The sequence below is a fragment of the Natrinema amylolyticum genome, assembly GCF_020515625.1.
Classification (GTDB): Archaea; Halobacteriota; Halobacteria; order Halobacteriales; family Natrialbaceae; genus Natrinema; species Natrinema amylolyticum.
The window spans coordinates 617,399-642,699 of record NZ_JAIWPJ010000002.1; the positions used below are offsets into that span (position 1 = coordinate 617,399).

25 protein-coding genes are annotated in these 25,301 nt (G+C 65.0%); 11 read left to right on the plus strand and 14 right to left on the minus strand.

Annotation, left to right across the window (positions count from 1 at the left end):
- The first annotated feature begins 47 nt into the window (after window positions 1–47).
- Entirely contained in the window at window positions 48–1,175 is a 1,128-nt protein-coding gene (locus LDH66_RS13285; RefSeq protein ID WP_226481551.1) for a plastocyanin/azurin family copper-binding protein, read from the plus strand.
- Window positions 1,176–1,243: 68 nt separating this feature from the next.
- On the opposite strand, the gene LDH66_RS13290 is transcribed toward LDH66_RS13285, so the two are convergent.
- The 4 genes from LDH66_RS13290 to LDH66_RS13305 all read right to left on the minus strand — a co-directional run bounded on the left by LDH66_RS13290 (window position 1,244) and on the right by LDH66_RS13305 (window position 4,618).
- The gene (locus LDH66_RS13290) at window positions 1,244–1,876 is read right to left on the minus strand and encodes a PH domain-containing protein (RefSeq protein ID WP_226481552.1); all 633 of its coding nucleotides are present in this window, start codon (window positions 1,874–1,876) and stop codon (window positions 1,244–1,246) included.
- A complete protein-coding gene (locus LDH66_RS13295) occupies window positions 1,854–2,498 on the minus strand; it encodes a PH domain-containing protein (RefSeq protein WP_226481553.1) in 645 nt (214 codons plus the stop codon). The genes LDH66_RS13290 and LDH66_RS13295 overlap by 23 nt, the downstream gene beginning before the upstream one ends.
- Window positions 2,499–2,503: 5 nt before the next feature.
- Window positions 2,504–3,034 (minus strand): MaoC family dehydratase, encoded by a 531-nt coding sequence (locus tag LDH66_RS13300; RefSeq protein WP_226481554.1) that lies wholly within the window; start codon window positions 3,032–3,034, stop codon window positions 2,504–2,506.
- A gap of 183 nt (window positions 3,035–3,217) precedes the next feature.
- A complete protein-coding gene (locus LDH66_RS13305) occupies window positions 3,218–4,618 on the minus strand; it encodes an NAD-dependent succinate-semialdehyde dehydrogenase (protein ID WP_226481555.1) in 1,401 nt (466 codons plus the stop codon).
- Window positions 4,619–4,738: 120 nt separating this feature from the next.
- On the opposite strand from LDH66_RS13305, the gene LDH66_RS13310 reads away from it, so the two are divergent.
- Entirely contained in the window at window positions 4,739–4,951 is a 213-nt protein-coding gene (locus LDH66_RS13310) for a DUF8106 domain-containing protein (protein WP_226481556.1), read from the plus strand.
- 359 nt (window positions 4,952–5,310) lie between these two features.
- On the opposite strand, the gene LDH66_RS13315 is transcribed toward LDH66_RS13310, so the two are convergent.
- Entirely contained in the window at window positions 5,311–6,597 is a 1,287-nt protein-coding gene (locus LDH66_RS13315; RefSeq protein ID WP_226481557.1) for a Cdc6/Cdc18 family protein, read from the minus strand.
- A 389-nt stretch (window positions 6,598–6,986) separates the two neighbouring features.
- On the opposite strand from LDH66_RS13315, the gene LDH66_RS13320 reads away from it, so the two are divergent.
- From LDH66_RS13320 to LDH66_RS13335, 4 genes are all read left to right on the plus strand, one after another.
- Window positions 6,987–7,652 (plus strand): HD domain-containing protein, encoded by a 666-nt coding sequence (locus tag LDH66_RS13320; RefSeq protein ID WP_226481558.1) that lies wholly within the window; start codon window positions 6,987–6,989, stop codon window positions 7,650–7,652.
- 479 nt (window positions 7,653–8,131) lie between these two features.
- Complete coding sequence (locus LDH66_RS13325; RefSeq protein WP_226481559.1) at window positions 8,132–8,992, plus strand: HpcH/HpaI aldolase/citrate lyase family protein; 861 nt, start codon at window positions 8,132–8,134, stop codon at window positions 8,990–8,992.
- Window positions 8,993–9,210: 218 nt separating this feature from the next.
- Complete coding sequence (locus LDH66_RS13330) at window positions 9,211–10,467, plus strand: Glu/Leu/Phe/Val family dehydrogenase (RefSeq protein ID WP_226481560.1); 1,257 nt, start codon at window positions 9,211–9,213, stop codon at window positions 10,465–10,467.
- 126 nt (window positions 10,468–10,593) lie between these two features.
- On the plus strand, window positions 10,594–11,394 hold the full coding sequence (locus LDH66_RS13335; protein ID WP_226481561.1) for a DUF6517 family protein: 801 nt from the start codon (window positions 10,594–10,596) through the stop codon (window positions 11,392–11,394).
- A 145-nt stretch (window positions 11,395–11,539) separates the two neighbouring features.
- Here the strand turns inward: LDH66_RS13335 and LDH66_RS13340 are convergent, their stop codons facing one another.
- Both LDH66_RS13340 and LDH66_RS13345 read right to left on the minus strand, forming a co-directional pair.
- Window positions 11,540–12,682, minus strand: coding sequence for an acyl-CoA dehydrogenase family protein (locus tag LDH66_RS13340; RefSeq protein ID WP_226481562.1), 1,143 nt, complete (start codon window positions 12,680–12,682; stop codon window positions 11,540–11,542).
- Between the two features lie 166 nt (window positions 12,683–12,848).
- Window positions 12,849–14,090, minus strand: coding sequence for a DUF7544 domain-containing protein (locus tag LDH66_RS13345; protein WP_226481563.1), 1,242 nt, complete (start codon window positions 14,088–14,090; stop codon window positions 12,849–12,851).
- Between the two features lie 161 nt (window positions 14,091–14,251).
- Between LDH66_RS13345 and LDH66_RS13350 the strand changes: the two genes are divergently transcribed.
- Both LDH66_RS13350 and LDH66_RS13355 read left to right on the plus strand, forming a co-directional pair.
- Window positions 14,252–15,061: an RIO1 family regulatory kinase/ATPase domain-containing protein gene (locus LDH66_RS13350; protein WP_226481564.1), complete on the plus strand. Its 810-nt coding sequence runs from the start codon at window positions 14,252–14,254 to the stop codon at window positions 15,059–15,061.
- Between the two features lie 112 nt (window positions 15,062–15,173).
- Window positions 15,174–15,695 (plus strand): hypothetical protein, encoded by a 522-nt coding sequence (locus tag LDH66_RS13355; RefSeq protein ID WP_226481565.1) that lies wholly within the window; start codon window positions 15,174–15,176, stop codon window positions 15,693–15,695.
- A gap of 140 nt (window positions 15,696–15,835) precedes the next feature.
- Here LDH66_RS13355 and LDH66_RS13360 read toward each other — a convergent pair whose 3' ends face one another.
- Complete coding sequence (locus LDH66_RS13360) at window positions 15,836–16,009, minus strand: hypothetical protein (protein WP_226481566.1); 174 nt, start codon at window positions 16,007–16,009, stop codon at window positions 15,836–15,838.
- A 268-nt stretch (window positions 16,010–16,277) separates the two neighbouring features.
- Here LDH66_RS13360 and LDH66_RS13365 point away from each other — a divergent pair, with 268 nt between their 5' ends.
- The 3 genes from LDH66_RS13365 (at window position 16,278) to LDH66_RS13375 (ending at window position 20,149) form a co-directional block, all read left to right on the plus strand.
- The gene (locus LDH66_RS13365) at window positions 16,278–17,858 is read left to right on the plus strand and encodes an aldehyde dehydrogenase family protein (RefSeq protein WP_226481567.1); all 1,581 of its coding nucleotides are present in this window, start codon (window positions 16,278–16,280) and stop codon (window positions 17,856–17,858) included.
- A 146-nt stretch (window positions 17,859–18,004) separates the two neighbouring features.
- Window positions 18,005–19,195, plus strand: coding sequence for a bifunctional sugar-1-phosphate nucleotidylyltransferase/acetyltransferase (gene glmU, locus LDH66_RS13370; RefSeq protein WP_226481568.1), 1,191 nt, complete (start codon window positions 18,005–18,007; stop codon window positions 19,193–19,195).
- Window positions 19,196–19,426: 231 nt separating this feature from the next.
- Window positions 19,427–20,149, plus strand: a complete 723-nt coding sequence (locus LDH66_RS13375) for a hypothetical protein (RefSeq protein ID WP_425492952.1) — start codon at window positions 19,427–19,429, stop codon at window positions 20,147–20,149.
- 628 nt (window positions 20,150–20,777) lie between these two features.
- On the opposite strand, the gene LDH66_RS13380 is transcribed toward LDH66_RS13375, so the two are convergent.
- The 6 genes from LDH66_RS13380 to LDH66_RS13405 all read right to left on the minus strand — a co-directional run bounded on the left by LDH66_RS13380 (window position 20,778) and on the right by LDH66_RS13405 (window position 25,301).
- The gene (locus LDH66_RS13380) at window positions 20,778–21,638 is read right to left on the minus strand and encodes a carbon-nitrogen family hydrolase (protein ID WP_226481570.1); all 861 of its coding nucleotides are present in this window, start codon (window positions 21,636–21,638) and stop codon (window positions 20,778–20,780) included.
- 27 nt (window positions 21,639–21,665) lie between these two features.
- On the minus strand, window positions 21,666–22,100 hold the full coding sequence (locus tag LDH66_RS13385; protein WP_226481571.1) for an SRPBCC family protein: 435 nt from the start codon (window positions 22,098–22,100) through the stop codon (window positions 21,666–21,668).
- A gap of 126 nt (window positions 22,101–22,226) precedes the next feature.
- The gene (locus LDH66_RS13390) at window positions 22,227–22,451 is read right to left on the minus strand and encodes a DUF7123 family protein (protein ID WP_226481572.1); all 225 of its coding nucleotides are present in this window, start codon (window positions 22,449–22,451) and stop codon (window positions 22,227–22,229) included.
- 123 nt (window positions 22,452–22,574) lie between these two features.
- Complete coding sequence (locus LDH66_RS13395) at window positions 22,575–22,760, minus strand: DUF7525 family protein (RefSeq protein ID WP_226481573.1); 186 nt, start codon at window positions 22,758–22,760, stop codon at window positions 22,575–22,577.
- 141 nt (window positions 22,761–22,901) lie between these two features.
- The gene (locus LDH66_RS13400) at window positions 22,902–23,933 is read right to left on the minus strand and encodes a phosphate uptake regulator PhoU (RefSeq protein ID WP_226481574.1); all 1,032 of its coding nucleotides are present in this window, start codon (window positions 23,931–23,933) and stop codon (window positions 22,902–22,904) included.
- Window positions 23,934–24,107: 174 nt separating this feature from the next.
- The gene (locus LDH66_RS13405) at window positions 24,108–25,301 is read right to left on the minus strand and encodes an ATP-NAD kinase family protein (RefSeq protein WP_226481575.1); all 1,194 of its coding nucleotides are present in this window, start codon (window positions 25,299–25,301) and stop codon (window positions 24,108–24,110) included.

A 25,301-nucleotide genomic window follows, 5' to 3' on the forward strand; every position in this document is an offset into this window, starting at 1 on the left:
GTGCTCTCATCAGTGAATTTATCACTGTAATGAGTAACCATAGCTATATGACAAGTGATCGAACCGTGTCGAGACGACGGTGGCTCCGAGGCTGCGGGTCGCTCAGCGTCGTCGGACTGGCGGGCTGTCTCAGCGATTCCACCGACGGCTCCGATTCCCCCGAAGAATCGGACCGCGAACCGGCGGACATCGACTTCCCACCGGGGCTGAGCGATGCCGGTATCGACGATGCGGAGATGCTGTTCGACGCCCACAGTGATGTAGTGACGTCGACGTCGTTCGCCAGCGAGTACACGGCTCGGACTCGATGGACGGACGAATCGACCGAGCAGTGGAGGACGGTGTCCTCCGAGTCGTTCGCCGTCCGAGCCGAGCCCGACGCGGAGCGCGTCGAAAAGATCGCGGACGACGGCCGGGCCGGGCGGGAAACGGACCACCGAATATACATCGACGGCGATCGCGGCGCGACGAGCGACGACGGCCGGCTGACCCACCGTACCGCCGCGGGGGTTCTCGAGATGTCACTCGAGACGATCGGCCATTGGGTACGGAACGTAGACGGCGACTACGACGGTCCGGAGACGATCGAGGCGGGGTCCGTCCACGCGGTTCAAGTGACGGAGATAGACACGCAGCGGCCCCGCGGTGACTCGATCGACGAGACGGGGACGATCCTCGTCGGCGAAGACGGTCGAATCCATCGCTTTCGAATACGCAAAACGGTGGAGCGAGCGGACGAACGCGCCGCACTCGAGGTCGAGTTCGAGTACGACGGGTTCGGAGCGACGACCGTCGACGAACCCGAGTGGGTCGACGATCTCGAGGACACGGGCCACGAACGCGTCGAAATCGAGCCCGGAACGCGGATCGAGCTGAGCGCACAGACCGTCGCCTGGGTCGGCGTCGCACCGGCGGGGATCGCGGACCTCGAGAACCCGACGCTCGTCCTCGAGTCGGGCGAATCGTACGAGATCGGCTGGTCCGAGGGGAACGGGATGCCGCACAACATTCAGCTCAGAGACGGGAACGGGGACGTCGTCGACGACCACGAAACCGACGTAGTCACCGAGTCAGCCGCGGGACAGTGGATCGAATTCACCGCGAGCGAGGAGCTAGCGGCGTACGCCTGTGAACCGCACCAGTCCACGATGAACGGCGATATCGAGGTCCGCTGATCGGTGCGTCGGTTAGGGGTTGCGTTCGTGGGCGCGTCGGTTACGGGTTGCGCTCGAGGGCGCGTCAGTTACGAACTCTGCTCGAGAACCCGCCGCCATTCCCGGACCTCGGTGAGGACGGCTTCCCACTGGTCGCGTCCGCCCAGAATCTCGCTGCCGGTCAGTCGGTCGCGCTCGGCCTCGAGTCGGTCGCGAATCTCACCCGGATTCTCGATATTCCGAAAGCGGAGCGTCCGGCCGCCCGCGGTCTCGATCGTGACGGTGCCGTAGCCGACGTATCGACCGATCGGATCCTGTTCGACGGTCGTGTTCTGGATCCGCTCGAGGGAGACGATCCGGACGGTTCGCCCGAGGACACCGCGTCGCGTCGCAGCGATCCCGTTGGTGACGACGAACGCCGTTCGCGAGACGCGAGCGTACTGCCACAGCGCCGGTGCGACGACGGCCGGAATGCCGGCGAGCGCGAGGACCGGCAGCACCGCGACGGCGACGGCGGCCAGGAGGACCACCGTTCCGACGACGGCGACGGCGGCCCACGGGAGGACGGTCTGGATCCGCGGCCCCGCCTGCCAGCGGACGCGGTCGCCCTCCTCGAGCGGGAGCCACGGCGGGACGGACGCGGACGAATCGTCGCGTTGCGGCGTGCTGTCGGCGCTCGCTTCCGATTCCGCGTCGGGCTCAGACGGACTGGTCTCTGTCATACTCGTAGTGGTGGTCGTCGCTCCCCCGAACGGTCGACCCGGTCTCGGTGGTGGACTGACCGCTACTATCGCCGTCACTGTTACCGTCACCGCCGTCGACGGCCGTCCGAATCGCCCGCAGTTCAGTGAGGATCTCCTCGAGGACGTCGTCTTTCGTCCGGTCGTCACCGGACTCGCCGCGCTCGCGTTTGAGTCGGTCGCTGATGCGCTGTTGGACGCCCCGCGGATCGGGAACCGATTTGAACGCCATCTCGACGCCGGAGCCGCCGGCGGTACTGACCTCGACGGTGCCGTAGCCGAAGTGGGCCCCCAGCGCGCTCTGGCTGTAGGAGATGTCCTGAACCTTCCCGTGCTCGATCCGCTTGACGTCCCGCGAGAGCACGCCCGTCTTCGCGTACAGCGCGCGGTTCGTCACGACGTAGTGGGTGTTCGTCACGCGGAGGTACTCGCTGGCGATGATGAGGAGTCCGATCAGGACGATCGAGAGCGGGAGTCCGATTACGAACGCCGGGATGAGTGTGCGTCGATCCGGGCCGCCGGCCCAGATTACTGTCTCGTCGTCGTCCAGCGAGAGCCACTCGAGGTCCCCCTCGGCGGCTCCCGCTGCGGAGTCGGTGGCCATCGCGATCACGCCCCGTCTCCGTCGGCGGCAGCGTGTTCGCGTTTCAGCGAGAGGACGGTCCGGTCGAACTCGCAGACGAGCGGTTCGTCCGGGTTGTCGGACTCGTCCGACGAAGCCTCGTTCGCGTCGCTCTCGGAACGGTCGTTGACTCTGAACGCCTCGACGTGCATGGTGACGATCCCGCGCTCGCCGTCGCTGGTCTCGCGTTTGTCAGTGACCGTCGACTGCGCTCGGATCGTGTCGCCGTGGAAGACCGGATTCGGGTGCTCGACGTCGTCGTAGGAGAGGTTCGCGACGATCGTCCCGTCGGTCGTCTCCGGAATCGAGATTCCGACCGCGAGCGACATCGTGTAGAGGCCGTTGACCAGGCGCTCGCCGAACTCAGTGTCGGCCGCGAACTCTGCGTCGAGGTGCAGCGGCTGCTGATTCATCGTCATATCACAGAAGCGCTGGTTGTCGCTCTCGGAGATCGTCCGCCGACGCTCGTGTTCGATTGTCTCGCCGACGTCGAACTCCTCGTAGTACAGTCCCGTCATGCGTTCGAAATCACGCAGATCCTACAAAAGCATGGCGTCGTTCCGGACTCGAGACGCGCACTGGTGACTGACCTCGATCAGACTTCCCGATCCGGGAAATCGCGCGATCCGAGTCGCGCTACCGGTTTCGATTTCGGCTCGGTCGGTTACCCGCATTCTGCACCGGTAGCCGCCTCGTGTTCCTCACTCGACCATCTCGGTCTCGTCGCCGGCGTCCTGCTGGACCCAGATCGTCTTCGTGTTGACGAACTCGCGGATGCCGTGCTTCGAGAGTTCCCGTCCGTAGCCCGAGTCCTTCACACCGCCGAAGGGGAGTCGGGGATCGGACTTGACGAGTTCGTTGACGAACGCCAGCCCGGACTCGAACTGGCGGGCGACCCGCTCGCCGCGCTCTAAGTCCTCGGTCCAGACGCTCGCGCCGAGCCCGAAGCGGGTGTCGTTGGCCTTCTCGATCGCGGCTTCCTCGTCGGGTACCCGGAAGACCGTCGCGACGGGACCGAAGAGTTCCTCCTGATCGGCGGGCGCGTTTTCGGGAACGTCCGTGATCACCGTCGGCGGATAGAACGCGCCGTCGCGGTCCATCGGCTCGCCGCCGAGTTCAATCTCGCCGCCCTGATCGACCGTTTCTTCGACCTGCTCGTGGAGCTCCTCCATGAGGTCCTCGCGGGCCTGCGGGCCGATGTCGGTGCCCTCGTCCATCGGATCGCCGACGGTCTGGGCCTCCATTTCGTCGACGAACCGGTCGACGAACTCGTCGTAGACGTCGTCGACCACGATGAATCGCTTGGCCGCGATACAGGACTGGCCGTTGTTGATGAGCCGCGCCTGGACTGCCGTCTCGACCGTCTCGTCCATCGGCGCGTCCTCGAGCACGACGAACGGGTCGCTCCCGCCTAACTCGAGGACGTTCTTCTTGAGTTGGCTGCCCGCAGTCTCGGCGACGGATCGGCCCGCGCCGTCGCTGCCGGTGATAGTGACCGCGGAGATGCGCTCGTCTTCGATCACCTCGTCGATCTCGCTGGAACTGATCAGGAGGGAGGTGAACGCGCCCTCGGGGAACCCCGCCTGCTCGAAGACGTCTTCGATGGCCCGCGCACAGCCGGGCACGTTCGAAGCGTGTTTCAGCAGGCCGACGTTGCCCGCGGCGAGGTTGGGGGCCGCGAAGCGAAACACCTGCCAGAACGGGAAGTTCCAGGGCATGATCGCCAGCACCGGGCCGAGCGGCTGGTAGGCGACGACGGTACGGGCGCTCTCGTCGCTCGCGACGACCTCGTCCTGGAGGTGTTCGGCGGCGGTCTCGGCGTAGTAGTCACAGACCCACGCGCATTTCTCGACCTCGTCGTAGGCCTGCCCGATCGGCTTCCCCATCTCCTCGGTCATCAGGTGGGCGTAGTCGTCCTCGTTTTCCCGCAAAACGTCGGCCGCCTTCGCCAGGAGTCGCTGCCGCGTCTCGATCGGCGTCTCGCTCCACTCCGCGAAGGTCTCGGTCGCTCGCGCTATGTGTTCGTCTCGCTCCTCGTCAGACGTCTCTTCGAAGCTGTCGACCACGTCTCCCGTCGCCGGATTCGTACTCTCGATAGACACGCGGGAACCGACCACGACGAACCGCTTAGTACGCAGGGCTGCCAGCTAAAGGATGGGGCGGAACGTCACGGTCGTTCGTACCACACAACCCCTATACCCGTCGAATTCCTAGAAACGGCAATGTCAGCGCATACGCATCACGACGATTCGCACCCGCCGCCAGCGCAGCGAAAAGCCGTCCTCATCTGTCCGGAGTGTGGCCACGAGAGTCCGATCACCGGCGACTGGGAGACCGTGACGGCCGGCGACGAGCGATTGCTCGTCTGTACCGACTGTGGATCGGTCGTCGACCGACGATCCCGGCGTCGCTCTGAACTCGTCGAAGCAGCATGAGACGAAGGTAACGCGAACGCGATATTTTATCAGTCGACGCGGACGCGTCGAAACGGAACGTCTATCGGTCGGCGCTCGTCGATTCACGGGACCCCCACCCCTTATTCAGAGTGAAAGCGGGGATATGGAGGGGGCTGCCTCTCGTCGACGCCGGGGCCGACCCCGATCCTCGCCGATTCCGCTCTCGAGGAATAGTCCACAACGACCTTACCCGCAGGAAATGGCCCTCGTTGACTCTGCTTTCGGGGAATGGTCTTCGTTGACCCTGCTTTCGGGGAATGGCTCTCGTCAACCCCGCTTTCGGGGAACGACCCATCGCTTCAGCGGCCGAGAGACGGCTGTCTCACGAAAACACCGTGTCACGAAAACGAGGTGAGATCGACGTCACGGTTCCCCGTCGACGGACCGGTCTCGCGGAGCCGATCGTCCGTCGGGAGGTCCTCGAGCGAGGCGTCCCGACGGACCGCCTTGACGATGTGTTTCGGATCGGTGACGAGGCGATGCAAGAGGTAACTCCCCTGTGACCGACCGCCACCGGTCTTTTCGGACTCGATGACGCCCAAGAACGCCTGTTCCTTTAGCTGCCGATACAGCCCGTTTTCGGTGATCGGATCGGTGGCGACCAGTTCGCAGATGCCGACGTAGCGCTCGTACACCTCTCGAGTCTTGTACGTCTCTCGATCGCCGGTGATGATGCAACTCGCGAGCGCGTACAGGGCGAGCTTCGCGTGGACGGTCGCACCGCTGGTGAGTTCCTCGATGCGGTTGATTTCGGCGACCTCCTGGGCCTGCTGGATGTGGTCCTCCGAGACCGTCTCGCTGCCGGTTCGTCGAGCGAGTTCGCCGGCCTCCTTGAGGATCTCGATCGCCTTCCGCGCGTCGCCGTGTTTCTTGGCCGCGAGGGCGGCACAGAGCTCGATCGTCCCGTCCTCGAGGACGTCGGGCTGAAAGGCGTCCTCGCGGTTGCGCATGATCTCGCGAAGTTGCGAGGCGTCGTAGGGGTGGAAGAACAGCTCTCGATGGCCGAAACTGCTGTCGATGCGTTCGTCGAGCGTCTCCCGATACTGGACCTTGTTACTGATCCCGATGACGCCGATGTACGCGTCCGTTTTCTGTGCCTCGCGAGCGCGAGAGAGCTGCATCAAGATATTGCTGTTGTCCAGTTTATCGATCTCGTCCAAGATGACGACGACCGCATCGAAACAGGCCTCGAGAATGCCCCAGATGTGCTGGTAGTACTCCATGGTCCCGACCCCCCGGAGCGGAATATTCTGCTGGTAGTCGGTCTGCTCTTTCAGATTGAGCGCTAACTGACGCGTCGTCCGGGTTTCCGTGTTCGCTTCGGAACAGTCGACGTAGAGAACGCCACAGTCAATGTCGTTGCCTCGCGCGGCGTCCTGAGCCCGCGTCGCGACGTGTCGAGAGATCAGACTCTTCCCGGTTCCGGTCTTGCCGTAGATCATTACGTTGTTCGGCGGATCGCCTCGCGTGATCGCACCGACTTCGGCGGCGACGGACTGGATCTCGTCGTCGCGTCCGACGATGCGGTCCTCGTCGGGGACGTGTCCGACGTGGAGGAGTTCCTTCCGATTGAAGATGGGGTCGTGAGATTCGAAGAGCGGGTCCCCACCCGTCTGCTCAGCCATAGTTCTGTTCTGGAAGACGCTCATTATAAAACTATGGAAGGTAGTTCAGACTGATAAGGGTCGGGTAGAGTCCCTATATAGCCTTTCTCGTACAGATTCTCAGTACTCGAGCGCTCTGCCGGATGCAGACTGAAGTCTCGTTCGACGGCGGCTCCACCCCCCGTTCAGACTGAAAGGGGGCCGAACGAGAGGTCACCGGAACGATTCTGCGGGCGGGAGTAAACACTCGCGAGTTCTGAACGGAAATTCGGCAATCGAGCGCGCCCGTTTCGTACTGCTGGGCTCATTTCGCACTCTCGGGCTCGTTTCGTTCTGTTCGGCCGTTTCGTACCGCCTGATGAGAAATCCACAACCGTTATGTCATCAGTCCTCTATTTTTCACGCCCCTCATGACGCAGGAATTAGGTCCCCTCGCTCGAGGGTTGTCGCTACCGTATTACGACGACGCCCTCCCGGCTCACGATCGTTTCCACGCCAATCGGGTCCGTGACTTGTCGAATCGATTAGCGAACGGGTGCGAGAGAATCGTCGAGAGAGACGTGCTCACTGCGGCGGCGTGGTTACACGACATCGGTCGTCCACTGGAGCGAACAGGGGAGATCGATGACCACGACGAATGGGGTGCGGTCGAAGCGGAAGCCCTCCTCGAGACCGAAGGGGTGGCATCCGACCGGATCGATGCCGTCAAACACTGTATTCGAACGCACAGTATCCGTTCCAGTTCTCCGGAGCCGGAGACGCTCGAGGCGGAGTTGCTCTTCGACGCGGATAAGCTGGAAGCTATCGGAGCGGTCGGTCTCGTTCGGATGGCCTGTATCGTCGGCGAGCGGTCGGGAAGTGCAGGCGAGAAATACGCGGTGATCGATACCCCGGAAGTCGGTGGAACGGTTACGTCGGACCTGCCCGATATCACGCTCCTTCGAGAATGGGCAGAGGAACGGCTGGATGCGTTATATACGTCACCCGGACGCCGTCTCGGAACGTCTCGCTGGCGTTTTATGGACGATTTCTTCACACAGTTCTCGAGAGAGATAGACGTTGACGCAGAGGTGTAAGAAGAAAGCGGAGAGACAAAACGCTTTCAGCCCGACGAACGCCGTCTCGTCCGAGTTCATCGACCCCGGTTCCGTTCAGCCGCTTTTCACTCTGAATAGGGGGTGTGGGTCCCCTCGGCGACCCCACGACACCGAAGTTCGTCGGGCCGCCCCTCGTTCAGACTGAAAACGGTCCCGGACGTCGCGACTGCGTTTCAGTCTGAACGAGGGGTGGGACGCGCTCACCGAACGCGACCGATCGATCGGCAACCCGGACATCCGAACACCCCGGTGACTCGACCGGTCTTTCACTCTGAACGAGGGGTGTCCGTCGCCGACCGATCACGTCCGTCTCGAGCGACGACTGGTCGACCTGACGACGCTACAGTACCGCTGATCGGAGACGCCCCGACCGAGCGGCCGGCGACGGCTCGCTGGCACTCCGATGACGACTCGCCGTCACACTGACGACTTTGGTTCTGGCCGTTCGAGAGATCGGTATGGTCCGTAGAAGCGTGCTGTTCACTCCCGGTGACCGCCCCGAGATGTGTCGGAAAGCGCCCGATTCGGGGGCGGACGTAGTCGTCTTCGATCTCGAGGACGCGGTCGCACCCCGGCGCAAAGCCGACGCTCGCGACGCCGTTCGCGACGTACTGTCCGATCCCGGTTTCGATCCCGACTGCGAGGTCTGCGTTCGAGTTAACGCGACGGAATCGACGCTCAGGGACGATCTCGACGCTCTACTGGGGGACGGCACGGAACTTCGACTCGATAGCGTCATGCTTCCGAAAGTCGGCTCGGCCGACGATGTCCGCGCGCTCGTCGACGAACTCGGTACGTACGAGACGGTGTTTCCCGTCTTCGCGCTGCTCGAGAGCGCCGCCGGAATACTCGCGGCACCCGAGATCGCGGCCGTGTCCGCGACCGACGCGTTGGTGTTCGGCGCGGAAGACCTCGCGGCGGACATCGGCGCGACGCGGACGGCCGAGGGGACCGAAGTGCTCTACGCGCGAGAACGCGTCGTCCTCGCGGCCGCGGCCAACGACTGTCCGGCGATCGATACCATCGTGTCCGATTTCGAGGACGAGGATGCCCTCCGCGAGGACGTCGAGTTCGCGATTCAACTCGGCTACGACGGGAAGTTGGCGATCCACCCCGCCCAAGTCGGGCCGATCAACGAGGCGTTCACCCCGTCGGCCGAGCAGATCGAGTGGGCCAGGCGCGTGCTCGACGCCAGAGACGAGGCCGATGCCGAGGGCCGAGGCGTCTTCGCGGTCGACGGCGAGATGATCGACGCGCCCCTGATCGCTCGAGCCGAGCGAATCCGTTCGCGCGCAGCGGCCGTCGGCGCGTGGGCCTAACGCGGCACGCGGTCGGGTACGCTCCGTTCGCCGTTCGGTCGCGTGGACTACACGTCTATCGCAATTGTCGACCCGCCGTCAGTGTCGCGATCGTCGACCCGCCGGCGGCCGCGACATCCATACAATATATAACCGCGTCTGAAGACCTTATATTGTAACTTATGCACTATGGGGGACATTCGCCACGTTTATTTTCGTTTCCTCGGAAGCTACTCCCAATGTCCGACGAAGCCAATCCGTTCGAAAGCCTCCAATCGCAGATCGACGAGGCCGCAAACTACCTCGATGTCGGCGGCGACGAGATCGAGCGACTCAAACACCCCGAGCGAGTGCTCGAGACGAACCTCACGATCGAAGGCGACGACGGAGATCTCGAGCGCTTTACCGCCTTCCGCTCGCAGTTCAACGGCGATCGCGGCCCCTATAAAGGCGGTATTCGCTACCACCCGCAGGTCTCCCGCGACGAGGTCAAGGCGCTGTCGGGCTGGATGACCTACAAGACTGCGATCGTCGACATTCCCCTCGGCGGTGGCAAGGGCGGTATCGCGCTCGATCCGGACGACTACTCCGAAGCGGAACTCGAGCGACTCACCCGTTCGTTCGCCAAAGAGCTGCGTCCCCTGATCGGCGAGGACCGAGACGTTCCCGCGCCCGACGTGAACACGGGCCAGCGGGAGATGAACTGGATCAAAGACACCTACGAGACCCTCGAGAACACGACGGAACCGGGCGTCATCACGGGCAAGGCGCTCGACTCCGGCGGCAGCGAGGGCCGCGTCGAGGCGACCGGTCGCTCGACCGTCATCGCCGCGCGCGAAGCGTTCGACTACCTCGACAAGGACCTCGAGGGCGCGACCGTCGCCGTGCAGGGCTACGGCAACGCGGGCTGGATCGCCGCCAAACTGATCGACGAGATGGGCGCGACCGTCGTCGCCGCCAGCGACTCGAGCGGCGGTATCTACAACCCCGACGGGTTCGATCCGGTCGCGGCGAAAGAACACAAGAACGAGACGGGCAGCGTCGTCGGCTACGAGGAGAGCGACGAGGAGATCACTAACGACGAGGTCCTCACCCTCGACGTCGACCTGTTGATCCCCGCGGCGCTCGAGAACGCGATCGACGCCGACCTCGCCGAGGACGTCGCGGCCGACGTCATCTCGGAGGCCGCGAACGGGCCGCTGACCCCCGCGGCCGACGAGGTGCTCGAGGAAACGGACGTCTTCGTCATCCCGGACATCCTCGCGAACGCGGGCGGCGTCACCGTCTCCTACTTCGAGTGGGTCCAGAACCGCCAGCGCTTCTACTGGTCCGAAGAGCGCGTCAACGAGGAGCTCGAGACGATCATCGTCGACGCCTTCGACGCGCTGGTCGAGACCTACGAGGAACACGACCTCGAGAACCCGCGAACCGCGGCCTACGTCGTCGCGATCCAGCGCGTCGCCGACGCCTTCGAGGAAGCCGGCAGCTGGCCCTGAGTCGGGGATCGTCTCCCTTGGCCTCGAGCGGTCGGAAATCGCCACTCGAATACTGATCTCTTTTCACGTTGACAGACAGTCGCCGTTTCAACAAACACTTACCAACTGAATCGGCAGTTGTAGGAAATGAATCGACGAACCGTCATCGCGGGACTCGGAGCCGCCGGCCTCGCCGGCCTGTCGGGCTGTCTGGGGCTGCTTGGGATGGCCGAACACGAATCGTCACCCGCCGGCGTCGAAGCCGACGCTCGCGAGGAGACGGGCTACGAACAGACCGCCATCGAAGCGCTCCCCGTCGAGCGGGACGTCGGACCGACGAACGAGACCGTCACGGTCACCAACCACATGACTAAACACGAGAAGTCGGTCGACATGGGGCTGCTCGGCAGCCGCCGCGGTGCCGTCTTCAACGTGTTGACGACGCCGCAGGTGAGCATCGTCGGCAAGGAACTCAACCCCGTCGGAGAGATGTCGACGCAGGAGCTCATGGATCTCGTCAGGAGCAACTACGACGGGATCGACAACATCTCCCACGATGAGGACTCCGATATCACGATCCTCGAACAGTCGACGACCCAGTCGCAGTTCACCGCCGACGCGGAGTTCGACGGCGAGGACGTCCCCGTCAACATCTACATCACCGAGGCCGTCGAGGCCGACGAGGACCTGCTCGTGACCATCGGCGTCTATCCCGAGTACGTCGAACGCCAGGAGGAACCGAACATCGCGGCGCTCACCGAAGCGGTGACCACTGATGTGGACGAGGGGGCCTCGAGCGGGGACGGCGGATCCGACGATGGCGGGTCCGACGACGGTGGAAACGAGAGCACCGACGACGGCGGGAACGAGAGCACGGACGGGAGCGACGACAACCAAACCGACGACGGAAGCGACAGCAACGAGAGCGACGACGGCGTTCTCGGCTGATTTCGACGGTATCTGCGGCTGGTATCGACGGCATCCGCGGCAGATTTGGATGGCATCCGCGGCTGACATCGATAGTAGTACAGCGGGTTCGGTCACGTCACGACTCACGATTCACGGCTCGAGCGACCGCTCGCGTCTGCTCCGCTCAGAGTCCGAGTTCTCGGCCGATGACCAGGTGCTGAATTTCGCTGGTCCCCTCGCCGATCTCCATGAGTTTCGCGTCGCGGTAGAACCGCTGCGGAGCGAAATCGGTCGTGTAGCCGTAGCCGCCGAGCACCTGGACGGCGTCCTCGGCGACCTCGCGGGCGGCCTCGCTGGCGTCGAGTTTCGCCAGCGCCGACGCCTCGGTCACCGGCTCTCCCCGATCGTACTTCCAGGCGGCCTTGCGGGTGAGGAGTCGCGCTCGCTCGGTCTTCCGGTGCATGTCGACGACCGTGTCTCGGATCGCGTCGAACTCGGAGATCGGCTGTCCGAACTGCTCGCGTTCCGTACTGTACTCCTTGGCGTGTTCGTAGGCTCCCTGCGCGAGCCCCGTCGAGAGCGCGGCGATGGAGATGCGGCCCCCGTCGAGGGTCTTCTTCGTCTGCTCCCAGCCGTCGCCTTCCGCGCCGAGCAGGCGATCCTCGGGGAGGCGCACGTTCTCGAGAGTTATTTCGCAGGTCGGCGACGCGTTGAGTCCCATCTTGTCCCAGACGGTCGTCACCTCGAAGCCGTCGTCCGCGCGCGGGTCGACGATGAACGTCGAGATGCCGTCGTAGCCCGCGTCGGGCTCCGTGACCGCTTTCACGAGGATCGAGCCCGCTTCGGAGGCGTTCGTAATGAACTGCTTGGTGCCGTTCAGAACCCACTCGTCTCCGTCCCGCTCGGCGGTAGTATCCATATCCGACGCGTCGGACCCGCTTCCGGGTTCGGTCAGTGCCCAGCCGCCGAGATACTCGCCCTCGGCGAGCGGGCGCAGCCACCGCTCTTTCTGGGCGTCGGAGCCGAACAGTTCGATGGGTTTCGACGCGAGCGACGTGTGGGCGACGTAGGAGAGTCCGATCGCGCCGGAGACGCGGCCGAGTTCCTCGGCGACCAGCGCGTACATGAGCGTATCACCGCCGAGCCCGCCGTACGCCTCGTCGATGGGCACGCCCATCATATCGAGATCGGCGAGCTGCTCGAAGATCTCCGCGGGGAACCGATGCTCGTCCTCGATCTCCTGGGCGATCGGCTCGATCTCCCGCTCGCAGAAGTCCCTGACGGTCTCCCGGATCATCCGGTGCTCGTCGGGCAGGTCGAACTCCATACGTGATACTTGCTAGCGTCCGAAATAAGCGCACCGGCGAGGGTCACGAACCGTACTCGAGGTCTCGGGCCCGCTCGTGCCCGAGACCAACTCTGCCGGTGCTCGCGGGGGCGATTCCGCCCGTACTCGGGGCCCAACTCTGCCGGTGTTCGAGCCCGGGTTGCTCCTATCTCCAGTCGCGATCGTCGTCTTCGTCGCGGTCGGCCGTCCGATCTCGCTCGTCTCGAGACTCGGTATCGTCTCGCTCGTCGTTCCAGCCGCCGGTATCGTTCCAGCCGTTCGTGTCGTCTCGGCCGTTCGTCTCGTCCCAGTCGCTCGAGCCGTCCGAGTCGGGCTCGCGGGACCCGAATCCAGTAGGGCCGTCTCCGCCGTCGCGACCACCGCCGTCGGCCGGTCCGTCGCCGCGATCGCCGCCGTCGATCGGTCCGCCACCGCGGACCGCCTCGCGTCGATCGGGGATGAGATCCAGGTCGCCGTCAGTATCGCCGAGGAGCAGCAGTGCGTAGTAGCGGAAGTAGGTCGCGATGGGGACGTAGAACAGCGACGCCAGGAGCAGAACGAGGACGACTCCGACGATGGCGACCAGAATCGCCAGGAGTAGTCCCGCCGTATCGAACGCGACCACCAGCAGGACGATGACGATCACGAACGGGATCGCCAGTAGCACGCTGGCGAAGCCGATGACGAACGTGGCGGCGATGCCGACGACGAACTGGAGGATCCAGACCAACAGGAGATAGACGCCGTAATCGGTCCAGTTCGCTTTCATCGTCGGCCAGAATCGGCCCCAGCCGTCGAGGACGCCGCGATCCGTCAGTAGCATGATCGGCGTGACGAACTCGGTGGTAAATCGCATCGTGATACTATAGAGCAGGCCTAAGACGACTGCATAGAGGAGGTAGAGCAAGAGTAGACCCGCCGAGAGGCCGTCGATTCCCGACTCCAGCGAGAGAAAGAGGGCCACGGCCGGGACGATGCCGAGAACCGCGAACAGCACTCGGAGACCGAATCGGAACAGGAACAGCCACAGCCCCTTTCCCAGGTTCTCGGCGAAATATCGTCTCACGTGGATGTCGGACGACCGGAGCGACTCGAGGAAGGCGAACTCCATGACCGCGGCGATGAACTCGTAGACCAACCAGAGTATCAGGACGATCGCGACGATCACGAGCGCCCAGAACACCAGTTCGTCGGTCACTATCCCCTCGAGTTCCTGTGGCTGCTCCTCGACCGTCGGCCCGTCGGTGACCGTGCCGGTGTCACCGCCCGGAACCGTCGGCCCGCCCAGCCCGAGCGAGCTCACGAAGAAGACGATGAGCGCGAGCCTGAGCCAGGTCCCCGTCCGAACCGGCGTCAACCGGTTCCGAGTGACGTCGATCGCGTCGCTGAGATCGTCGATAGCATCCATACTACTCGACAATACCCTTGGATCAGTGATAATAATACTGTTCTGACGGGCCGGTCGGATACGAGGACGGGACCGGTCGGCGACCGAACTGACCGGAACCGAATACATTCTCCCGGTAACACTTCGAGGGGCATTTAACGCCGACTGTCGACAGATCCCGTATGGACATCCGCCGGCTCGCACGTGGATCGATCGAGTGGAGCCGCATCGAGCGTGTCGTCCGCACGCTGGCGGATCGCTACGATCGCGACTGTGTCCGCGTGGAGTTCCTCGAGGCCGACAACTGGCTTTCGACGCCCTGCGTGATCGACGACCAGTGGTTCGTCAAGATCGTCTCCCGCCAGAACGCGCTGGTCCACGCGGTGTTGACGACCGGTCGGAACGTCGGCGCGTTCTCCTCGGGCACCGAGGGCTTCTTCGATCGGTTCGACACGCCCCGCGAGATGGTCGAACACGAGTACGCGGCGACCGAACGGATGCAAGAGATCGGCATCAACGCGCCCCAGCCCATCGACGCCTTCGAGGTCAACGGACTGGGCGTCCTCGTCCTCGAGTACCTCCCTGACTTCCGGTCGCTCGACGACGTCTCCGACGACGTGGTCGCCCGGCGAGCGCCCGAACTGTTCGAGATGCTCGCGACGCTGCACGAACACGGGCTGGCCCACGGCGACCTGCGTGCCGAGAACATCCTGCTCTGTGACGGCGAGTTCTACTTCATCGACGCGACCAGCGTCCACGACGACCGCGTCGACGAGACGACGGCATACGATCTGGCCTGTGCGCTCGCCGTCCTCGAGCCCCGCATCGGCCCGCGCGAGGCCGTCGACGCGGCCGCGACCGCCTACGAGCCCTCGCATCTGCTCGCCGCGCGGGAGTTCCTCGACTTCGTCCGGCTCCGACCCGACCACGAGTTCGACTCGACGACCTTGCGCAGCGAACTCGAGAAGGCGGCCGATCTGGGCGGGGGGTGACCCAGTCTCGGCGGCGGCCGGACCGGTCGCCGACTGACAGGCTAATGCAGCCATCGACTGACCGGCCAGTGCAGGCACCACGAGTTTTCCCCGAGTGACGCTATGCCGACGTATGAGCCCACCGTTCACCGACGACGACGTCGGCAAGCGGGTCGAAACCGCGGGCGGCGACGTCCTCGGGACCGTCAAGATGACCGAGACGGAGACGGCGTACGTCGACGTGAACGACGACGCGAGGAGTACGATCCGGGCCATCCTCGAGTGGGAGAGCGAGGAGGACATCGTTCCGATGGACGCCAGCGCCGTCAGTGAGGTCACCGGGACCGCGATCCGCCTCGCGGACGAGCGCTCGTCGCCGGACGAACCGGCCGATTCGGGGACCGACCCCGTGATTCAGCGCGACGAGAGCACCGACGCGCGGGACGACGCTGACGAGCAGCGGACCGCAGGACCACAGCCGGGGTCGCCCGACGAGCCGGCCGCGAGCGAGGAGGGACGGACTGGTGAGGGCCTCGAGCCCTCGACAGAGGGGATGACGGAGGCGGGCGACGAGCGCCACCCCGATATGGAGGATGCGCCACCGGAGGGAGAACGGACCGTCACCGAGGAGCGCGGTGAAGAGGAGGATCGATGACGTGACCGGCGGGAGACGGAGAGCGTTCCAGGTCGACGCTGCCGGTAGCGGTCGGACCGGTCCGACGAATAACGGTGACGAAATATGCTCGGCGGGCCGCTCTTCGGCCTCCGGGTCGGGAATCGACCTGAACTGATGGCTTAGCGCATGTCGTCGAGCGTTCGAACGGTGTCAGACATGATCCAGGCCGTCTCGCTGTCCGGCTCCTCGAGACAGATCGCGAAAAACGAGTCACGGCCGTCGTCGACGGTGATTCGGTACCCGCGACTCGTCAGCGTTCGACCCTCGTCGGTGCGGGATTCGGGGGGTGTCACACACGTCTTCAGGGACGCCAGCGGATAACGAACGCGATTCGGAACGGGGCGACGGAGCCCGACAGAGCCGTTCGTCGGTGTTTCCGTCTCCGCGGCCCATCAGCGGTCCCGTCCCCGAGATTCGTCGGCGTTCCCGTCCCGATATCAGTCGGCACCGATCACGCTGCGGACCGCCCGACGGGAGCGGTTCGTCTCTCGAATTCCATCGTCGATCCGGGCTGTGTGAACCACCATCAGGATTTTCACTGCGCCCGTCGTTTCTTCGCGTATGAGCCAGCAACTCACCGAACAGGGACGCGGCCACTACATCGGCGGCGAGTGGACCGACGGCGCGGGACGGGGTTCCGCGAGCAGTCGGACGCAGTCCGACGATGACGGGAGCGAGCGGACGTTCGAGAGCGAAAATCCCGCCACCGGCGAGACGCTGGCGACGTTCCAACGCGGGACGGCGGACGACGTCGACGCGGCCCTCGAGGCGGCCGAGGACGCCTTCGAGGAGTGGCGCTCCCTGTCCTATATCGACCGCGCGGAGTACCTCTGGGACATCTATCACGAGCTGCGAGACCGCCACGAGGAGCTCGGCGAGATCGTCTCGAAGGAGTGCGGCAAGGAGATCTCGGAGGGGAAGGCCGACGTGACCGAGGCCTGGCATATGGTCGAGTGGGCGGCGGGCAACGCGCGCCATCCTCACGGCGACGTGGTCCCCTCCGAAGTCGCTGGCAAGGACTCGTTCATGCGCCGGAAGCCGCGGGGGGTCATCGGCTGTATCACGCCGTGGAACTTCCCGGTCGCGATCCCGTTCTGGCACATGGCCATCGCCCTCGTCGAGGGCAACACCGTCGTCTGGAAGCCTGCCGAGCAGACGCCGTGGTGCGGGCAGATCATCGCCGAGATGATGGACGACGCCGGGGTTCCGGACGGCGTCTTCAACATGATCCAGGGCTTCGGCGACGCCGGCGCGGCGATCACCGACGACGAGCGCGTGGACACCGTCCTCTTCACCGGCTCGGCCGAAGTCGGCCACGAGATCGCCGGCAAGGTCGGCAACGAACCCGGCAAACTCGCGGCCTGCGAGATGGGCGGGAAGAACGGGATCGTCGTCACCGAGGAAGCCGACATGGACATCGCCGTCCACTCGGCGGTCATGTCGAGTTTCAAGACAACGGGCCAGCGCTGCGTCTCGAGCGAACGCCTGATCGTCCACGAGGACGTCTACGACGAGTTCAAAGAGCACTTCGTCGATATCGCCGAGGATATCGCCGTCGGCGATCCGCTCGAGGAAGACACCTTCATGGGCCCCGCGATCGAGGCCGACCACGTCGAAAAGATCCGCCAGTACAACGACCTCGCCCGCGAGGAGGGCGCGAACGTGTTGGTCGATCGGTTCGAACTCGAGGAGAGCGAAATTCCCGACGGTCACGAGGACGGCCACTGGGTCGGCCCCTTCGTCTACGAAATCGACTACGAGTCCGATCTGCGCTGCCTGAACGAGGAGTGTTTCGGCCCGCACGTCGCCCTGATCGAGTACTCGGGCGACGTCGCGGACGCGGTCGAGATCCACAACGACACCCCCTACGGGCTGGCGGGGGCGATCATCTCGGAGGACTACCGACAGCTCAATTACTTCCGCGATCACGCCGATCTCGGGCTCGCGTACGCGAACCTGCCGTGTATCGGCGCGGAGGTCCAGTTACCCTTCGGCGGCGTCAAGAAGTCGGGCAACGGCTACCCCAGCGCGCGCGAGGCCATCGAGGCCGTCACCGAGCGTACCGCGTGGACGATGAACAACGCCGACGAGATCGAAATGGCCCAAGGGCTGTCGGCCGATATCAAAACCACCGAGGACTGAATCTCGTGACACGGCACTGACTCTCGCGGCCCTTGTAGCGAGACTACGACGCGTATTTCCTCCGTCAGTGCCGATGAACCGTCCGAATCTCAGTTTCTACTCGCGAACGAACCGCTTATCCGACGATTCGTGGAAGGGGTGAGTACATGAAGGCAGTCGTTCTCGCGGCGGGTCAGGGAACGCGGATGCGACCGCTGTCGGAATCGGTGCCGAAACCGATGCTGCCGGTCGCCGACCGACCGCTCGCGGCCCACACCGTCGACGCGGCGGTAGACGCCGGAGCGGACGAAATCGTCCTCGTGATCGGCTACGAAGGCGAGACGGTCCGAGACTACTTCGGCCCCGAGTATCGGGGCGTACCGGTCTCCTACGCCGTCCAGGAAGAACAGGCGGGGACCGCCGACGCCGTCGACGCCGCTCGATCCCACCTCGAGGGGCCGTTCGCCGTTCTCAACGGCGACAATCTCTACGATCCGGCGGCGATCGACCGGCTGTTCGACGCCTGTCCGGCCGTCTGCGCGATCGAGGTCGACGACCCGCGCAATTACGGCGTTCTCAGCACCGAACGGGGCGGCGACGGCCGGGTGACCGGTATCGTCGAGAAGCCCGACGAACCGCCGACGAACCTCGCCAACGCCGGGGCCTACGCCTTCCCGGCCGAGGCCCGCGAGTGGCTCGCGGTGCCCGCGAGCGAGCGCGGGGAACACGAGATCACCGACGTCGTCGCGCGGGTGATCGACGAGTACGACGTGACGTCGGTCACCCTCGATCGGTGGCTGGACGTCGGCCGCCCCTGGGAGCTGCTCGCGGCCAACGAGTGGAAAATCGCCGAGCTCGAGGGGCGGATCGACGGCGACGTGAGCGAGGACGCCCACCTCGAGGGCGACGTCGTTGTCGAGGCCGGCGCGACGGTCGAACCCGGCGTCGTGATCGAGGGACCGGTCGTGATCCGCGAGGGAGCGGAGATCGGGCCCAACGCCTACGTCCGCGGCGCGACGCTGATCGACCGCGACGCCGAAATCGGTCACTCCGTCGAAGTCAAGAACAGCGTCGTCTCGCGCGGGACGTCGGTGAGCCACCTCTCGTACGTCGGTGACAGCGTCCTCGGACGGAACGTCAACTTCGGCGCCGGAACGAACGTCGCGAACCTCCGCCACGACGACGCGGACATCGAGTTCACCGTCAAGGGCGAGCGCGTCTCGACGGGCCGACGCAAGTTCGGCGTCGTCGCCGGCGACGAAGTCAAGACCGGCATCAACACGAGTCTCACGCCCGGGCTGCGACTCGAGCCCGGCGCGACCTCGATGCCCGGCGAAACCGTCGAACGGGACCGGTAGTCCCGTCCATCGGTTCCCGTCGGTCTCACAGATTCGTTTCTCGATCGCGCGTTCGGACCGACGTCTGGAAATTGTTTCCGAGATGAAACGAGCGAAAACTCTTGGTTCCGCCTCGCTGCCGTCCAGATACGTCCCGTTCCGGTAGCTGTTGCTCGAGGAACACCATTTATATTGTATTAGTGTCATTTGCTACCCATGTCGACGACGACGGTTCGCGGAACGATCAGGGGAATGGGGGAACGGGCGAATCCGGCCTTCGCGGTGGCGGTCGTCGCGGTACCGCTGGCCGCGCTCGGCTACGCGCTGACGGTCGCGACGGTCCAGCAACACACCTACGTGCACGTGATGGCCGGCGTGCTGTGGACGGGAATCGATCTCTTCATGGGTGCCGTGCTCGGGCCGGTCATCGGCGGTCTCGACGACGAACAGAGTTCGGCGGTGTTCCAGCGATTGACGCCCAAGACGGCGTTTCTGCTCCCGTCGCTGGCGTTCGTCACCATTGCCGGCGGCATCACGCTGGCCCAGCGCATCGGCATCTTTCCCCACGCCGACTCGTGGCTGGCGCTGTTCACTGCGGTGAACCTGATTCCGATCCTGCTGCTCCTGGGATGGCGGCTGAACGCCTGGGACGACCGTCGCTGGCAGGTCACGTTCGCCCTCGCGACGGTCGGCTCGCTGACCTGGGTCGCCCGCACAATCGGCGACCTCGCGATGACCGAGCCCACGGTCGCCGTCGCGCTCGGCATCGTCACGATCCTCTCGGTCCAGGGCTTCGGCTTCCTGTTGCCCGGTGAGCTTCGGATGTACAGGGAGATGCGATCGGCGAATCCCGATCCGTCGGTCATCGCCGCGATCGGCCAGCAGAACGCGATGCTCGGCGGCGTGCAGGGCTTCTTCCAGCTCCTCCTGATCCTCGATATGGTCTACCTCCGCTACGGCGGCTTTCCGTTCTGACTCGCGGGCCGCAGGACGGTTCCAACCCATTGCTACGGCAGTGCACAACCGCTCAGTGCAGCGAGTCACCGTCACACTCCGAATCGATCGGTCGGCATGCGGTGGCGCGCACTGTTGGCCGGCCGAACGAAGTGAGGTCGGCCGACAACACTGCGCGAGGGATGAGCGAGCGGAGCGAGACGCGAACATTGTGAGCGCCTCGGAACGCGAACGGTGACTAGCGGGAACCGTGAGCAGCGAGCGAATCGGTTGGGGAGGACGTGGCAATTCCCCGCTGCCACGGTAGCAGGACACTTCCGCTCACTCACGCGGACCAGAACCCTCTGTCACTTACTTTCCGAGACGGCTCTCTCGAGCGAGGCCACCGAGAGCGGAAATGAGGCGAGAGGCGAAAGGTGGGACGAGGAGACGGGTGCGGGCGTGGTCGCTCGGTTCCCGGGAACCGAGCGCGCGACGGGCCGGAGCGACGCGCAATGCCGGTGAGACGTGAAAAGCGCCTATGCCGGCACCCGGACAAATGACTCGGCGAAATAAAAAGTCAGCGGTCGGGGCCCGACACGGCTCGCGGTCCCGTGAGGCTCATAGCCGGCTGTCCCGCACCGGTCACGACCGGTAGTCCCGCACCCGGTCACAGCCGGCGGTCTCGAAGCGCGGGGAACTCTTCGCGGACGTCCGCGACCGTTGCCGGCTCGATCTCGGTCGTGACCAGCGCCGGCTCGTCGCCGCTCGAGGCCAGCGAGACGCCCCAGGGATCGTAGACGCTCGAGCGCCCGAGCAGTGTGGCGTCGTCGAACTCGCCGGAGCCGTTGATCGTCGCCACGTAGGCCTGGTTCTCGATCGCCCGGGCCCGCGAGAGGGTCTGCCAGTGTTCGATCCGCGGATAGGGCCACGCGCTGGGGACGAGTATCAGTTCGACGCCGTCGTCGACCAGTCGGCGATAGAGTTCGGGGAATCGGAGGTCGTAACAGGTCGTCACGCCGACGGTAACGTCGCCGATCGCCGCCGTCTCGATGCGCTCGCCGGGGACGAGCAGGTCGGACTCCGCGGACTCGTAACCGAAGAGGTGGTGTTTCCGGTAGACCAGTCGCAGGTCACCGTCGGCGTCGAACAGCGCGGACGTGTTCGCGAGCCCCTCGTCGGCGGGGGTCTCGACGCCCTCGGTCGCCGACAGGTCCTCGACGATGCTGCCCGCGAGGACGGCGATCCCGTGATCGGCCGCCGCCGCCCGAAGCCGGCCGAACGTCTCGCCTGCGAACGGCTCCGCGTTGCGCGCGTAGAGGTCGAACGCGAAGTACCCGACGTTGAACAGTTCCGGCAGGGCGACCAGGTCCGCGCCGCGGTCGGCGGCCCGCGACACCGCCTCGAGCGCCCGGTCGACGTTCGCCTCGACCTCGCCGGGCTCGACGTGGATCTGTGCGAGCGCGAGCGTGAGGGAGTCCCCGCTATCGGCGTCGGAAGCGGCAACGGCGGCGTCCGTCTCGGCAGTCATGGTTCCACCGTGGTCGCCCCACCACCCTTACTGTGTCGTCTGCAGGTCCCGCTCGAGGGCGCGCTGGAGGTTCCGGAGCTCCGAGTCGAGATTGCGCTTGAAGAACTTCTCGACGCCCGGCAGTTTGCCGTCGACGACGAAGTGATTCTCGAGGCGAGTGCCGTCCTCGGTGTCGACGATCTCGTGTTCGCCGGTGACCTCCATCACTTTGGATTTGCCGACGAATTTGACGTACTCGGGCGGCCTGCGCGTGACGTCTTCGGTGTTTACCGTCACGGTTTTCCGCACGAGCGGGATGGGAAGTTTCACCTGCCAGGTTACTCGGCGTCCGTCCGAATCGTCGACGGAGTACTCCTGGACGACGCTGATCGCCCGGGCGCGATTCGCCGGATCAGCGATGAACTCCCAAACCCGCTCGGGCGACGCCGCCACCTCGAACGACCGGTCGACCCGTACAGTCATGCCCCTACGTGTGCGATTGTCGGATAAAAAGACCGTGGACCGCGTGCGGTTTCCGCCGCCGATTCGAGCGGTGCCATCGGGTCCCGAGTGGCTCGAGGCTGAACAGGAGCCCTAAGTCGATGCCGGTCAACTGATCGTCACCTTCCAGGTGGTCGACCGTGCTCGACCCCATTTTTCGATGTCGACTTCGTCCGTCTTCTCCGCGAGATGGGGAAGGCGAGCGCCGACCTGTTTCGACGAGAGTCCGATCGCATCCGCGATATTTTTCGCCCGGAAGTACTGCTCGCCGCGGGCGGCGCTGTCGCGGAGGTACGAGATGATTCGCTGCTCTTCGTCGGAGTAATCGGTCATCGTCCGTACGTCGGTATAGGTGGTCGCCGGTCTTAACTCTTAACGGCCGGTACGGCCTCTGGTCCGACGCGGATCACGAGTGGTCCGCGGCTTCGGTCGTCGTCAGGCCGGTTCGATACCGGTTCAGTGCCAGTAGAGGTGGATGCCGACGACCGCCAGCGAGCTAAAGAGAACGGCCGCAGCGAAGCCCCACGCCGCCGTCACGTCCGGCGCGCCGGTGTACATCAACAGTGCGCCGATCACCGCGAGCGCGCCCAGTGCGAGCGCCAGTCCAACGCCCTTGTCCGTCGTCTCAGTTTCCGTAGCCATGCCCGGGCGTTGTGTGTGGGGTCTCTTAACTTCACTCATTCCTGAGCGAGCGACGGCACCGAACGGCGGACCGTCGCTCGGCTGACCGACGCGGTCGATCGAACGGAAAGAGAGCGGATCGAGTCTCCCCGTCGCGTTCGGTTACTTGATCGTCGTGTGCTCGGACTCCTCGTTGAGCGCGAGGTTCGCCGCGATTTCGGCGCTTCGCATCGCGTACTGGGCGGTCTGCTGGAGACTGACCAGCACCTCGCGGACCCGAAGCAGGTCCTCGTTGTCCATCTCCGGGAGCCCGGTGAGGATCTCCTGCTCGACGTCGGAGATATCGTGGAACAGCGCCCGGACCTCGTTGGACTTGTCGTAGTCGCGTTCGACGGCCGCCTCGACGGCCTTGGACGTGATCTCGTCGACCAGCTCGTTCAGCTCCCGGATCTCGCGCATCACCGAGCTGTCGACGTTCAGGGCGTGACCTTCGGTCTCGATGACGATGTCGGCGATGTCCTCGCCGTTGTCGGCGGTCAACTCGAGGTTCTTCGCGATCGAGCGATAGCCGATCAGCGGGAACCCGGTGTTGAGGCCGACGGCGCGCGCGAGGTTGGGGTTCTGGTAGGCCGTAAAGATCAGGCGAAGCAAGAGCACGAAGATCTTGTTTGCCTGTCGTTCCCGGTTCAGGGCGCGCTGGGCCAGGTCGGGGTTGCCGTGGGCGAGCGCTTTGATCCCCTCACCGCGCATCGTCTGGCCGGTCCGCTCGAGGCGCTCGAGGAGGTTGTCGAGCGTGAAGTCCTCGGGATCGACCGAGCAGCGAATCGAGATGCTCTCTGGCGTCTCCTCGATGACTCCCAGTCCCATCAGCTGCGTCTCGGCCTGATAGACCGCGTTGATGTGATCGGACTCGAGCGCGCCGTCTTCGCGTTCGATGCGGATGATGCGCCGTCCGAGGACGTACTGGGCGACGATCGCGCGCTCGACGGCGTCGGCGTCGAGATCGTCGGTGTGAATGATCGCTTCCGTCTCCTCCGAGCTGGCGGACTCGGGCATCACGGTGAGGGTCCCTTTCCCGCTGGTTCGAAGCGAGACCTCGTCACCCTTCTCGACGCCGTGTTCCGACGCCCACTCCGCGGGGAGCGTCATCGCGAGCGTCGACGGACCGAGTCGTTGCACTTTCCGCGTTTCCATACGACACCGTAGGAGGGACCCGACCTTAATCTTGACTATATGGTCATTATCCAGGAACGAATCGTTATATGGTTGTTTTCAGTGACCGTTTCAACATCGACCTTATATAATTACGTCTGACGGGGACTACCCTTAGTCGCTACGGGGGTCCCCTGTAGTCATTATGGAGACTCCCTAGACGACGTTCACGAGTCGGGTCGTAAACCGGCCGGTTCGAACCCGCAGCCAGCCGCGGAGTTCGTCGTCGAGTTCCGCGTCGTCGGTATCGACGCGCAACGAATCGATGTCGTCGAGTTTCTCGCCGGCGGCGACGACCGCGATGTCGTCGGCCCGCCGGATCACTGCGGGCGAAATCTGGTGATTGCCTCGACCGAAAACGAACCCCTGTCCGCCGATCGGCGAGACGACGATCGTGATCGGGTCCGCGAGGACGTCGAGAATGTCGGATTCCGCGGCGTCGCGGGCGAGTAGCTCCCCGCGCTCGGCCGCTTGATCGCCCGCGTCGCCGTCCGAGTCCTCCGTTTCGGCGGCTCGCCAGACGTCGACGCCCAGCGGTGAGGGGTCGATCCCTAACTCCGTCTCGATCGCGCCGACGGTACTGCCGGGGCCGAAGACGTAGGTTCGGCCGGGCTCGACTTCGCGCGCGAACCCCGCGGCCAGCGAGTCGACGCTCCCGCTCGAGACCTGTTTGCCCGACTGGACGGCCGGCGCGACGGGGACCGGCACGATGGCTTTGAGCTCCGTCCGGACCTCGCCCTCGCGGTACGCGTCCTCGTCGATGTCGTTGACTTCGCGAGGCTCGACGCGGTCGAACTCGGCGGCGATCCGGCCGGCGTCGGCCGGCGTCACGCCGAAGACCGACGAGTAGATCTTGACGCCGGCCGGCACGCCGAGCATCGGCGTGTCGTCGCTCTCGCCGCGCTCCGCCTCGAGCACTTCGGCGACGTCGACCGCGGTGCCGTCGCCGCCGACGAAGAAGACGAGATCGACATCGCGCTCGAGCAGCGCTCGAACGGCCGCCCGGGTATCGGCCGCCGTCGTCTCCGCGGTCGCTGGTTCGGTTGCGCTCGTCGAATCGCTCGGTTCGGTCGATTCGGCTCCGCGGCTTCTCTCCGCCGGATCGTAGACGATTTCGGGCTCGTAGCCGGCGTCTCTCGCCGCGCGCTCGCCCATCACACCCGCGGCCGTGTAGACGGTGAGGTCGGGCGCGCGTCGGTGCAGCGATCGCAGCGCCTCGCGCGCCCGATCCGGCGCTCGCGGCTCGGCACCGCGGCGACGCGCCTCCGCGACGTTTCCGTCGGTCCCCTTCAGCCCGACCCGGCCGCCCATCCCCGCGATCGGATTGACGACGACACCGATGGACTCCAT

Coding starts and splice junctions, on each gene's coding strand:
- LDH66_RS13285 (WP_226481551.1), top strand. CDS start 48: ATGACAAGTGATCGAACCGTGTCGAGACGACGGTGGCTCCGAGGCTGC.
- LDH66_RS13290 (WP_226481552.1), bottom strand. CDS start 1,876: ATGACAGAGACCAGTCCGTCTGAGCCCGACGCGGAATCGGAAGCGAGC.
- LDH66_RS13295 (WP_226481553.1), bottom strand. CDS start 2,498: ATGGCCACCGACTCCGCAGCGGGAGCCGCCGAGGGGGACCTCGAGTGG.
- LDH66_RS13300 (WP_226481554.1), bottom strand. CDS start 3,034: ATGACGGGACTGTACTACGAGGAGTTCGACGTCGGCGAGACAATCGAA.
- LDH66_RS13310 (WP_226481556.1), top strand. CDS start 4,739: ATGTCAGCGCATACGCATCACGACGATTCGCACCCGCCGCCAGCGCAG.
- LDH66_RS13315 (WP_226481557.1), bottom strand. CDS start 6,597: ATGGCTGAGCAGACGGGTGGGGACCCGCTCTTCGAATCTCACGACCCC.
- LDH66_RS13320 (WP_226481558.1), top strand. CDS start 6,987: ATGACGCAGGAATTAGGTCCCCTCGCTCGAGGGTTGTCGCTACCGTAT.
- LDH66_RS13325 (WP_226481559.1), top strand. CDS start 8,132: ATGGTCCGTAGAAGCGTGCTGTTCACTCCCGGTGACCGCCCCGAGATG.
- LDH66_RS13330 (WP_226481560.1), top strand. CDS start 9,211: ATGTCCGACGAAGCCAATCCGTTCGAAAGCCTCCAATCGCAGATCGAC.
- LDH66_RS13335 (WP_226481561.1), top strand. CDS start 10,594: ATGAATCGACGAACCGTCATCGCGGGACTCGGAGCCGCCGGCCTCGCC.
- LDH66_RS13340 (WP_226481562.1), bottom strand. CDS start 12,682: ATGGAGTTCGACCTGCCCGACGAGCACCGGATGATCCGGGAGACCGTC.
- LDH66_RS13345 (WP_226481563.1), bottom strand. CDS start 14,090: ATGGATGCTATCGACGATCTCAGCGACGCGATCGACGTCACTCGGAAC.
- LDH66_RS13350 (WP_226481564.1), top strand. CDS start 14,252: ATGGACATCCGCCGGCTCGCACGTGGATCGATCGAGTGGAGCCGCATC.
- LDH66_RS13355 (WP_226481565.1), top strand. CDS start 15,174: ATGAGCCCACCGTTCACCGACGACGACGTCGGCAAGCGGGTCGAAACC.
- LDH66_RS13365 (WP_226481567.1), top strand. CDS start 16,278: ATGAGCCAGCAACTCACCGAACAGGGACGCGGCCACTACATCGGCGGC.
- glmU (WP_226481568.1), top strand. CDS start 18,005: ATGAAGGCAGTCGTTCTCGCGGCGGGTCAGGGAACGCGGATGCGACCG.
- LDH66_RS13375 (WP_425492952.1), top strand. CDS start 19,427: ATGGGGGAACGGGCGAATCCGGCCTTCGCGGTGGCGGTCGTCGCGGTA.
- LDH66_RS13380 (WP_226481570.1), bottom strand. CDS start 21,638: ATGACTGCCGAGACGGACGCCGCCGTTGCCGCTTCCGACGCCGATAGC.
- LDH66_RS13385 (WP_226481571.1), bottom strand. CDS start 22,100: ATGACTGTACGGGTCGACCGGTCGTTCGAGGTGGCGGCGTCGCCCGAG.
- LDH66_RS13390 (WP_226481572.1), bottom strand. CDS start 22,451: ATGACCGATTACTCCGACGAAGAGCAGCGAATCATCTCGTACCTCCGC.
- LDH66_RS13395 (WP_226481573.1), bottom strand. CDS start 22,760: ATGGCTACGGAAACTGAGACGACGGACAAGGGCGTTGGACTGGCGCTC.
- LDH66_RS13400 (WP_226481574.1), bottom strand. CDS start 23,933: ATGGAAACGCGGAAAGTGCAACGACTCGGTCCGTCGACGCTCGCGATG.
- LDH66_RS13405 (WP_226481575.1), bottom strand. CDS start 25,301: ATGGAGTCCATCGGTGTCGTCGTCAATCCGATCGCGGGGATGGGCGGC.